Here is a 10644-nt window from a genome sequence, read left to right on the forward strand (position 1 = left end):
TGGCGTGGGAAGCAGCTTCCACCGCAGGATGGTACGACCTTCACATCAGGGCGGGTTAAAGGGTGGTCCGCGTGGCCGGCCGCGCAGAGGATGGACCCCCCGCCACCAGCGACCCGGCGATGGGCAGCGAGCCTTTGGGGTTCGAGCAGGATTGAAGGATCTCTTTAGAGCCGAGCCCATGGTGGGCTGCTTTTCCGGTCAGTTGTCGAAGAGCAGCCGAGCATGGGCTCGGCTCTACAGGCTAGACCGGTAGGATCAGGCCTCCTGCAGCCCCGGCCGGCCGTGCTCCACCGCATAGCGCTTCCAGCTCTGCACCGCGCCATTCGGCTGCATCACGGTATCCAGCGTCTTCATGTCGCCAATCCACGCATCGCGGGTGACATCGCACAGCACGTAGCCACGCTTGTCGGTGGTCGTCTTCAGATAGGGGCTGTGCGCAAGCTGGTTCCTGGCATACGCATCCACACCCTGGCCATCGGCGCCGGAAGTAATCGATGTGGCCAGGAACTCGCTGGAGATCACCCCTGAGTCACGGTGGTCCTGCACCAGATCGCTGGCATAGTGGCGATGCGCGTCGCCACAGGCGGTCACCACGTTGCCGAAGCCGACCTTCTGGATGTGATCGAGCAGGCGCCGGCGGCTGTCCAGATAGCCCGACCATTGATCGTCGGACGACTGCACGATGCCATCATTCTCGCGCATGTAGTTGCCCAGTGCCACCTGATGGGCGATGGTGTGCCAGCGCGGTGCGACATCGGCCAGACCATCGAACAGCCAGCGCTCCTGCTTCGCGCCCACAATGCTGCGTTCCGGCGATTCCACGTCCTCACGCAGCGCCATGTTCGCCTGCTTGCTCCGGTACTGGCGGGTGTCGAGCAGGTGCAGATCCATCAGTGTGCCGTAGCGTGCGCGCCGGTACATCTGCATGTGGCCATCGCGCGGGAATGCCGAACGGCGCAGTGGCATGTTCTCGTAGTAGGCCTGGAACGCCTGTGCCCGGCGCAGCAGGAACACTTCGCTGGGCGTGTCATCCTGGTCTTCGGCACCGGCCCAGTTGTTGTCCACCTCATGGTCATCGAAGGTGACGAACCACGGTGCCGACGCATGCGCGGCCTGCAGGTCGGCATCGCTCTTGTACTGGGCGTAGCGGCGACGGTAATCGTCCAGCGTGTAGGTCTGCGGCCCGACATGATTACGCAGGTTGGTGAACGGCTGGCCGTTCATCTTCCGCAGGCCCGGTTGGCTTTCGCCTTCGTAGATGTAATCACCGTAGTGGAAGACGAAATCCAGCGGTTCCTCGGCGATGCGCCGCCACGCGGTGTAGTGGCCCTCTTCGTAGTGCTGGCAGCCAGCCACCGCAAAACGCACACGATCCACTGCGGCCGTGGCTGCGGGCAGCGTGCGGGTACAACCGATCGCACTGGCGTGGCCGCCTACGGTGAAGCGGTACCAGTAGGGTCGTCCGGGCGCCAATCCGCCCAGCTCCACGTGCACGGCGTGGCCGAGTTCGGGATGCGCCATTGCCGAACCCTGGCGCACCACCTTGCGCATGCCATCGTCTGCCGCCAGTTGCCACTCGACCACCATCGGCCGGGTCGGCATGCCACCGCCGAACACCAGCGGTTCGGTCGCCAGGCGCGTCCACAGCACCATGCCATCGGCCGAGGGATCACCCGAGGCCACGCCCAGGGTGAAGGGTGTACTGGCAAAGCGCGGCTTGGCCAGCAGGTTGCGCGGGTTCAGCGCGGTGGCATCGGCCTGCGCGGCCAGCGCGTGTGCCGTGCCCATCCAGGCACCGGCAGCGGACAGGCCGGCCAGGGCCAGGAATCGCCTGCGATTGATCGTCTCCACGGCTGTGCCCTCAGTTGTAGATGATGTGGAAGTAGAAGAAGCGGCCGTAGTCGTCGATCTCGGTTCGGAAGCGTCCGTTCGGACCGGTGCTGTAGGTCGGCTGGGTGTTGAACAGGTTCTTGGCCTCGTACTTCAGTGTCACGTGCTTGCTGACCTTGTGGCTGAAGGCCATGTTGAAGGTCATGTATGGGTCGTAGTACGAATCCAGCCATTGGGTGTCACCGAAGTCGACCAGCATCCGGCTGCGGTAGGTGCCGGACAGGCGCAGCTGCGCGCTCTTCCATGGCATGCGCCAGATCACCGAGCCATTGAGCGACCAGTCCGGCTGGTACAGCAGCCGGTCCAAGCGGCGCTCGGTGCCATCGCTGATGCGGTAGTTGGTCTGGCCTTCCAGACGGGTTGCATTGAAGTACATGTCGAAGCGCTGGCGGCCCCACTGCAGGTTGCGGTTGGCCACCGCGAACTCGACGCCACGCAGCTTCGACTCGTCGGTGTTCATCGGCTGGGTGACCCGGTAGCGGGTATCCCCCACGTTCTCGAACGTGGTCAAGGTGTAGATATCGTCCTTGATCACCTTGTCGAACAGCGCCACCGAGACCAGGCCATTGTTGCCGTTGAAGTACAGGTCCCACGCCAGGTCGATGTTGGTGGAACGGCGCGGCTGCAGGTTGGCGTTGCCCTGCTTGATGCTGCAGAAGCCCCTGCCCTCCTCGTCATCGCCACAGCTGGTGCTGGTGGCCTGCGCGATGTTGCTCGGCGTCGGCCGGCCCAGCGTGCGACTGGCGGAGAATCGCAAGCGCTGGTCCTCGCTCAGCTTGAACGTCGCATTCAACGAAGGCAGCAGGTTGTTGTAGCCACCGCTCGTATTGCGGAAGGCGGAGGTATAGGTAGTGCCGCCATCATCGCTGAACGGGCTGTAGGCATCGAAGCGGGTGTGGTCATAGCGCAGGCCGCCGATCAGCAGCAGCCGATCCCAGGCGTAGTGCGCGGATACATAGGCATTGGTGATGTCCTCCACGTACCTGTAGTCGCTGGTGAAGTTGGCATTCGGATACGCCGCATTGTTGTTGCCCAGCTTGGGCAGCAGTTCCTCGTTCCACTTGCGGTTGTCGATCAGCGGGAAGCCCGGCACGCTTCCCAGCAGCGTCGAACCCGGATACAGGTAATCGTTGAGCGTGGCACTGCTCTTGAAGTAGTCGAAGTCGATGTCCTGCCAGATCTTCAGATGGCGGTATTCGGCGCCGGTGGCCAGGCCGAAGCCACGGGCATCGGCGTCGATGTTGTAGCTGAAATCGGCGCGCAGGTTGTCGATGCTCTCCTTGGCATCGCGCGGGGAGACATAGGCCTGCGCGGGATTGAGCTTGAACGCCGAGCTGGTCAGCAGGCTGGAATCGGAAACCGCCACCGCGTTCGGGAACCCGTGGCTGTCGTTCTCGTAGTCGACGAACAGATTGCTTGGGTAGGCGCGCACACCCCAGTAGACCTGGCTGTTGTGGAAGGTCTCTTCGGTATGGCCGCCACGCAGGGTCAGCCGTGAACGGTCGCCCATGTCCCAGTTGAAACTGGCGATGGCACCACGGTTGCTGCGGTCCCAGCGGTCGTGACGGTTCTTGATGTAGATGCTGTTGATCTGGGTGGTGCCGCTGTCCTCGGTCTGGTTGCGGATCGGAAACCTGGCATTGCCGTACAGATCGGTCTTGTTCATCGTCGAGTTCTCGTAGAACCGGTACGAGTACAGCAGCAGCGATGCGTAGAACGGGTCATCCGACGGCTTCCACTCAAGCTTGGCGGAGCCACCGAAGTTGGTGATGAAGTTGGTATAGGTGCCGGTGCTGAAGTTGCCAGGCGCACGCAGCCCGTTCCAGCCCTTGGCCTCGTCCGGACCGGTGGTACCGTCGGTGAGGTATCTGCCAGCGTCGTTGTAGTAGTAGTTCGACTCCACCCAGCGCTTGACGCTGTTGCGTGAACGCTGCTCGTAGCGTGCCACCGCAACGATGCCGAACTCCTGGTCGGCGCCGAACTGATTGGAGAACACCATCTTGGCGCTCTTGCCGAAGTGACCCATCGCCTCGTGGTTGCCACCAGCGCTGCGCTCGACGTTGGTCTCAGCGGTGGAATAGATGCCCGCCACATCGGCAAACACGTACTTGCCGGATCGGTCGAAAGCACTGCGGCTGATGATGTCGATCACGCCGCCGATCGCATCCGGTGCCTGCTCCGCACTGAAGCTCTTGTAGATGTCCGTACGGGTACCGATGTCGCTGGGAATCAGCTGCAGGTTGTTCATCCGCTCGCCGGAGCCACTGCCTCCCACGCTGGCAATCGCGATGCCATCGATGGTGGTGTAGTTGAGGTTGGCCTGTACGCCGCGCACGGTCACGTAACGTGGCTCGCCGGCATCCTCCACCGCACTCAGGCCTGGAGCGGCCATCAGGCTCTCGGCCAGGGTCTCGTCGCCGTAGCTGTCCATCTCGTCGTAGACCACCGAATCCTTGATCACCGGCGACGACTTCTTCTGGTCGATCACCTCGTGCGCGGCAATCACCTTGACGGTGTCCAGGGTCGGCGCCACCACCGCCTCTGCCTCGCGCGGCTTCGGCGCGGCCGGCTTCGGCGCGTTGCTTACGGGTGCCGGATCGATTGCGATGACATTGCCATCGACCACGGTGTAACCCAGGCCGGTACCGGCCAGCAGTGCATCCAGCGCCTGCTTGACGGTGGCACCGCGCGGCACCGCACCGGCCATGCGGGCATCACCGCCGGCCGAGTACAGGAACTGCACCCCGGAACTGCGCGACAACTGCTCCAGTGCGCGTGCCAACGGCTGCGCCGCGATCGGCGCCGAAACACGGGCCTCAAGGCCATCGGCAGTGGCCGCGACCGCCAGCGGTACGCTGCAGGGAGACAGGGCGAGGATGATCGACAGGTAGAGCGTGTTGCGCATCACGGGTCCTTGGAAGAGCGAAGGCAGCAGGCGCCGCTGCGTGGCTCGGCAGCGGCTTCTCCCAAGTAAGAGCCCGCATCCACCGAAGTGGAGAATGCGGATTCGATGAATTTTTTCTGACAGTCAACGGCCACGTCGGCCTCAGCGACTGCCGACCCGCACGGTGTCGCCTTCACGCCTCACCACGAAACGCGGGTCGCGTTCGAGGAAGGCCTGCAGCGCACCGATGCGATGCGCATCGAGACTGCCCGACAACCGTGCCGATGCCGCGCCTTCGTCCAGCACGCGCACCTGTACCTGGTTGTGCCGGTTGAAGGCAGCGGCCACCTCGTCCAGCCGTTCATCAAGGAAGGACACTTTGCGCTGCTGCCAGTCCAGCAGCATCGACAACGGTACGTCCAGTGACTCCACCGAATGGCTGCGCGCATCGACCTGCACCACCCGGCCCTCGCCCAGTTGCGCAAGACGCCGGGCGTCCGCACGCTGGCTCCAGATCTCCACCTCGCCGGAAACCACGCCGATGCGTGTGCTCTGCAACCGTCGCGAGACATCGAACACCGTGCCGATATCGCGGATCTGCAATCCGTTCACCTGCACCTCGAACGACCGTCGGTCACGGGCGATATCGAACGTGGCCTCGCCCTGCAGCAGCTCCACCTTGCGGCTGAACCAGCCCATGCGTACCCGCAGGCGGCTGTCCGCGTTGAGCCGCACCTGGGTCTGGTCGGGCAGCACCACGTCGCGAAGCTCACCCTGTCCGGCACTGTAAAGCTGCTCGGTGGGCATCACCTGCGGAACCAGGCCCACGCCGAGCAGGGCGATACAGGCTGCGGCAGCCGCCATCCACCAGCGCGCACGACCGCGACGCGGCACAGCGCGCGGCGGCGCGTGCACGCTACCGAACAGCGGCACCACCTTGGCAGCGACCTGCCGCGGTGGCACCGGCGCCTCTTCAGGCAACGGCGATTGCAGCGCCTCACCGACCTGCCGGTGCAGCGCGAGGGCGTGCATATAGGCGCGCACGTGCTCCGGCGAGCGCTTCATCCAGTCCAGGAACGCAACCCGCTCGGCCTCGCCCAGTGTTCCGTCGCGATTGCGCAGGAACCAGTCCATGGCCTCACAGGCGATCGTGTCGTCGACCACGGGCGATGAGTTCCGGTTCATGTGTGGTCCCTGGCGCCCAGCGCCTTCCTGCAAGCCTCCAGCCCCTTGCCTATGTGCTTGCGCACCATGTGCACCGACACCTGCAGCTGCTGGCTGATTCCCGGGCAATCCAGCCCATCGCGGTAGTGCAGCTCCATCACCCACCGCGTGGTCGCCGGCAGTCGTGCAATGGTGCTGCGGATATCACTCCAGCGCTGCGCACGCTCGAATTCACCCTCGATGTCTTCTTCGCTTTTCAGCACTTCGGCCAACAGATCGACATCTTCCAGCGGCGGCAGCGACGACCGCGCACGCGCATGCTCGCGCGCCAGGTTGGCCGCCACGGTGAACAGGTAGGCTTCCGGGTTCTCGACCGCATCGGCATCTTCGCCGGTGCTGCGCAACAGGCGAAGGTAGACCTCCTGTGCCAGGTCTTCGGCATCCTCGCTGGCCGAACCGCGACGCAGGAAGAAGCCACGCAGCAGTCGTCGCCGCAGCGCGTAGCTCTTCTCCCAGATCCTCACGCTGTTCACGGCCGGCCAACCATCCCGAGGCTGGAAAGCCCCGCAGGGTGACCGCCATCGATGACAGTGGCGTTTCAACGACCGGCAGGCAGCCGCTAGAATGCCGCCCCTGCAATGTCCCGGCAGCCGGCACAAGGAGTGCCCCGCAATGAACGCACGCACCGCCATCAACACCCTCAGCAGCCTGCTGTTCCTGCTGCTGGTCGCCCACACCACCGCCTACCAGCAGCAGATGTGGCCGCCCAGCCGGGTCATCCACGTGCATCCGGTGATCGTCGCCCTCGCCTATGCACTGGGCGTGCTCACGCTGCTGCTGTGGATCGGCGGCCGTCGCACACCGGAACCCGCCCAACGCCTGGCGCGCTGGCTGCCCATCGTCGCCTGGTGCCTGCTCGGCATCGGCGTGGCGGTCATCCCGGTGTTCCTGCCTGGGCTGTCCCCGGCCTGATCAGCGCCCGCGCCCAGCGCATCGGCCCATGATACGGCGCGCGGCGCCAACCCTTGCTTGCCAGAGACCCAAGCCAGGCCCGCCTATCGAAGCCGGGGGGGCCGGCCTACGCTTGTCTCCTCGGTGGCCGCCACGGCCGCTCTTCGCGTCACGGCCCTGCCGTTGCGACCCCGCTCCAGTGCTGTGCGCCCTGCCGGTGTTGTCGCCCAGGCAGACGTCCGACCGGCGCCCTCTGGAGACAGCCATGAACCAAGCCCTCATTCCCTTCGATACCGATCCACTGGAAACCCAGGAGTGGCGTGAATCGCTGGAGGCGGTGATGCAGGCGGGCGGCCGGCCGCGCGCGCACTATCTGATCGACCAGCTGAGCGATCTGGACGCCCAGCAGCACGGCGACCTGCATACCCGTGCCTGGACCGCCTACGTCAACACCATCCCGCCCGAGCGCCAGCCGGCCTACCCGGGCGACCTGGCCATCGAACGCCGCCTGAACGCGATGATCCGCTGGAACGCGATGGTGATGGTGCTGCGCGCCGGCAAGCACTCCAACGTCGGTGGCCACATCGCCACCTACCAGTCGGCGGCGGTGCTGTACGACGTCGGCTTCGATCACTTCTTTCGTGGCCGCACCGACACCTTCGACGGCGACATGATCTACATCCAGGGCCACTCCGCGCCGGGCATCTACGGCCGCGCGTATGTGGAGGGCCGCATCGATCCGGCACGGATGGACAACTTCCGCCGCGAAGCCGGCCGCGAAGGCCTGTCCTCGTATCCACACCCGCGCCTGATGCCGGAGTTCTGGCAGTTCCCCACGGTGTCGATGGGGCTGGGCCCGCTGACCGCGGCCTATCAGGCGCGCTACATGCGTTACCTGGAATACCGCGGCCTGAAAGCACACCAGGGACGCAAGGTCTGGGCCTTCCTCGGCGATGGCGAGATGGACCAGCCTGAATCGCTGGCGGCGATCTCGCTGGCCGGCCGCGAGCGGCTGGACAACCTCGTGTTCGTGGTCAACTGCAACCTGCAGCGCCTGGACGGGCCGGTACGCGGCAACGCCAAGGTGATCCAGGAACTGGAGGGCACCTTCCGCGCTGCTGGCTGGAACGTGATAAAGCTGATCTGGGGCAGCGGCTGGGACGACCTGCTGGCCCGCGACCACAACGGCCTGCTGCGCCAGCGCATGATGGAATGCGTGGATGGCGACTACCAGACCTTCAAGTCGCAGAGCGGCGCCTACGTGCGCGAACACTTCTTCGGCCGCTATCCCGAGCTTCTGGAGCGGGTCGCGCACATGAGCGACGACGATATCTGGGCGCTGGCGCGTGGTGGCCACGACCCGCAGAAGGTGTTCGCTGCCTACCAGCAGGCGGCGAACACCAGCGGCCGGCCGACGGTGATCCTGGCCAAGACGGTCAAGGGTTTCGGCATGGGCGAGGCCGGTGAAGGCCAGAACATCAACCATCAACTGAAGAAGATGAGCGCCGACGCGGTGCGCGCCTTCCGTGACCGCTTCAACCTGCCGGTCAGCGACGACCAGCTGGAAGAAATGCCCTACCTGCGCCCCGAACCCGGCAGCGCCGAGGCAGCCTACTTCGCCGAACGCCGCCGCGTCCAAGGTGGCCAGCTGCCAGCGCGCCTGGCCAAGGTCGATCCGCTGCCGCTGCCACCACTGTCGATCTTCAACACCCAGCTGCAGGGCAGTGGCGATCGCGGCCAGTCCACCACCATGGGCTTCGTGCGCATCCTCACCAGCCTGCTGAAGGACCCGGACCTGGGCAAGCTGGTGATTCCGATCGTGCCCGATGAATCGCGCACCTTCGGCATGGAGGGCCTGTTCCGCCAGATCGGCATCCACTCCTACCTCGGCCAGCTGTACACCCCGCAGGATGCCGGCCAGCTGAGCTACTACAAGGAGGCCAAGGACGGCCAGATCCTGCAGGAAGGCATCAATGAATCCGGTGCGATCTGTTCGTGGATCGCCGCCGGCACTGCCTACAGCAACCATGGCCTGGCCACGATTCCGTTCTATATCTTCTATTCGATGTTCGGCCTGCAGCGCGTTGGCGACCTCGCCTGGGCTGCAGCCGATGCACGTACGCGCGGCTTCCTGCTCGGTGCCACGTCGGGCCGCACCACGCTGATGGGCGAAGGCCTGCAGCACGATGACGGCCACAGCCACGTGCTGTCATCGGTGATTCCCAGCTGCGTGTCCTACGACCCGACCTACAACTACGAACTGGCGGTGATCATCCACGACGGCCTGCGCCGCATGTATGTCGAGCAGGAAGACATCTACTACTACATCACCGTACTCAACGAGAACTACCCGCAGCCGGCCCTGCCCGAAGGCGTCGAGGCTGGCATCCTGAAGGGCCTGTACCTGCTGCATCCGGCGGCCGCCGATGCCGCCCCACAGCCACGCGTGCAGCTGATGGGCAGCGGCTCGATCCTGCGCGAAGTGGAAGCGGCGGCAGAACTGCTGCTGCAGGACTTCGGCATCGCCAGCGACGTCTGGAGCGCCACCAGCCTGACCGAACTGCGCCGCGATGGGCTGGCCGCCGAACGCTGGAACCTGCTGCATCCGGCCGAAGAACCGCACGTGCCCTACGTGCAGCAGTGCCTGCAGGGCCACGACGGCCCGGTGGTGGTAGCCACCGACTACATGAAAATCGTCGGCGACCAGATCCGTCCCTTCATCAACGACCGCCGCTTCACCGCACTGGGCACCGATGGCTTCGGCCGTTCCGACACGCGTGAATCGCTGCGCACGTTCTTCGAAGTCGATCGCCACTTCATCGTGCTGGCGGCATTGAAGTCACTGGCCGACGAAGGCCGCATCGAGCGCTCGCGGATGCAGGAGGCCATCGACAGGTACGGCATCGACACCGGCAAGCGCGATCCGGCTGCGGTGTAAGACGGCTGCATTCGCCACGCCCGAGGTACGGGCGTGGTGAATGCAGCAGCGCTAAGGCACCCGCTTGAACAGATTGGTCTGCAGGATCGGCGTACCGTCGTGGCCGTAGAACGCTTTGGTCTCAGTCATCGTCGTGCGGTCGGCGGCCACGGTATAGATGCGGGTGGACGCGGGCGTGCCATGGTCCACCAGCTGCATGACCAGCGTGTTCGGCGCCGGCAGTTTCAGGTTGGCCTTGTCCGCGCCGTAGGTGCCGGACAAAGGCCCCGGCGTGCCGTCGAGGGACAGCGTGCCATCGGACTTCATGGTCTTGCCGTCGTGCAGGACGATGTCCACGTGCGAACTCCAGCGTCCACCACCGGCATCCTTGAATTCCAGCACCACCTGTTTCGGGCGCTGCGCCTCGGGCAGCGCCGAGGTGGCAATGTCCAGCGACCAGCGTCCCAGCAGCGGTGAGGGCGGTGCCTCCATCGCGAACGCCGGGGCGGCCGGCAGCGAAAGCGCAGACAACAACACAGCGGACAGCAGCTTCATACGTTGCTCCGTTCGAGTGAAGAAGGGGCTGCGGGAGTATTGCGCTACGCAGTGACCCGGATCGTGCGCGCTGCCAAGGCGCCAGGCAAGCCATTCAGATGAACAGGGGCATCCTGCCAAGACGCTTGCAGCAGGCGCGTCTGCAACTTGTCACGTCAAATAGTTACGTTATAACATTTCACGCCATTTTCACGGATCGTGTCATGCGTCGTCATCTCCTTGCTGCAGCCATTCTGTTCGCCGTCCAGTCCGCCCATGCCGCGGACGAACCCACCCTTCCCAC

Annotated in this window: 7 protein-coding genes; 2 read left to right on the plus strand and 5 right to left on the minus strand. The window is 64.9% G+C overall.

Going from position 1 to position 10644, the window contains the following annotated elements; all coding sequences use genetic code 11:
- Nucleotides 1-255 precede the first annotated feature (255 nt).
- The 4 genes from QRO91_RS20345 to QRO91_RS20360 form a co-directional block, all read right to left on the minus strand.
- Complete coding sequence (locus QRO91_RS20345) at nt 256-1851, minus strand: alkaline phosphatase (protein ID WP_049428156.1); 1596 nt, start codon at nt 1849-1851, stop codon at nt 256-258.
- A 10-nt stretch (nt 1852-1861) separates the two neighbouring features.
- A complete protein-coding gene (locus QRO91_RS20350; protein ID WP_049428153.1) occupies nt 1862-4795 on the minus strand; it encodes a TonB-dependent receptor in 2934 nt (977 codons plus the stop codon).
- A gap of 141 nt (nt 4796-4936) precedes the next feature.
- The gene (locus QRO91_RS20355; protein ID WP_049428151.1) at nt 4937-5959 is read right to left on the minus strand and encodes a FecR domain-containing protein; all 1023 of its coding nucleotides are present in this window, start codon (nt 5957-5959) and stop codon (nt 4937-4939) included.
- A complete protein-coding gene (locus QRO91_RS20360; protein ID WP_049428148.1) occupies nt 5956-6471 on the minus strand; it encodes an RNA polymerase sigma factor in 516 nt (171 codons plus the stop codon). The genes QRO91_RS20355 and QRO91_RS20360 overlap by 4 nt, the downstream gene beginning before the upstream one ends.
- Before the next feature lie 139 nt (nt 6472-6610).
- Between QRO91_RS20360 and QRO91_RS20365 the strand changes: the two genes are divergently transcribed.
- Nucleotides 6611-6910 (plus strand): hypothetical protein, encoded by a 300-nt coding sequence (locus QRO91_RS20365; protein ID WP_049428145.1) that lies wholly within the window; start codon nt 6611-6613, stop codon nt 6908-6910.
- A gap of 244 nt (nt 6911-7154) precedes the next feature.
- Nucleotides 7155-9827 (plus strand): pyruvate dehydrogenase (acetyl-transferring), homodimeric type, encoded by a 2673-nt coding sequence (gene aceE / locus QRO91_RS20370; RefSeq protein WP_285310533.1) that lies wholly within the window; start codon nt 7155-7157, stop codon nt 9825-9827.
- A 51-nt stretch (nt 9828-9878) separates the two neighbouring features.
- Here the strand turns inward: aceE and QRO91_RS20375 are convergent, their stop codons facing one another.
- The gene (locus QRO91_RS20375; RefSeq protein ID WP_049428141.1) at nt 9879-10361 is read right to left on the minus strand and encodes a hypothetical protein; all 483 of its coding nucleotides are present in this window, start codon (nt 10359-10361) and stop codon (nt 9879-9881) included.
- Nucleotides 10362-10644 lie beyond the last annotated feature (283 nt).

It is taken from the genome of Stenotrophomonas maltophilia group sp. Smal32, from assembly GCF_030237085.1.
GTDB lineage: Bacteria > Pseudomonadota > Gammaproteobacteria > Xanthomonadales > Xanthomonadaceae > Stenotrophomonas > Stenotrophomonas maltophilia_Q.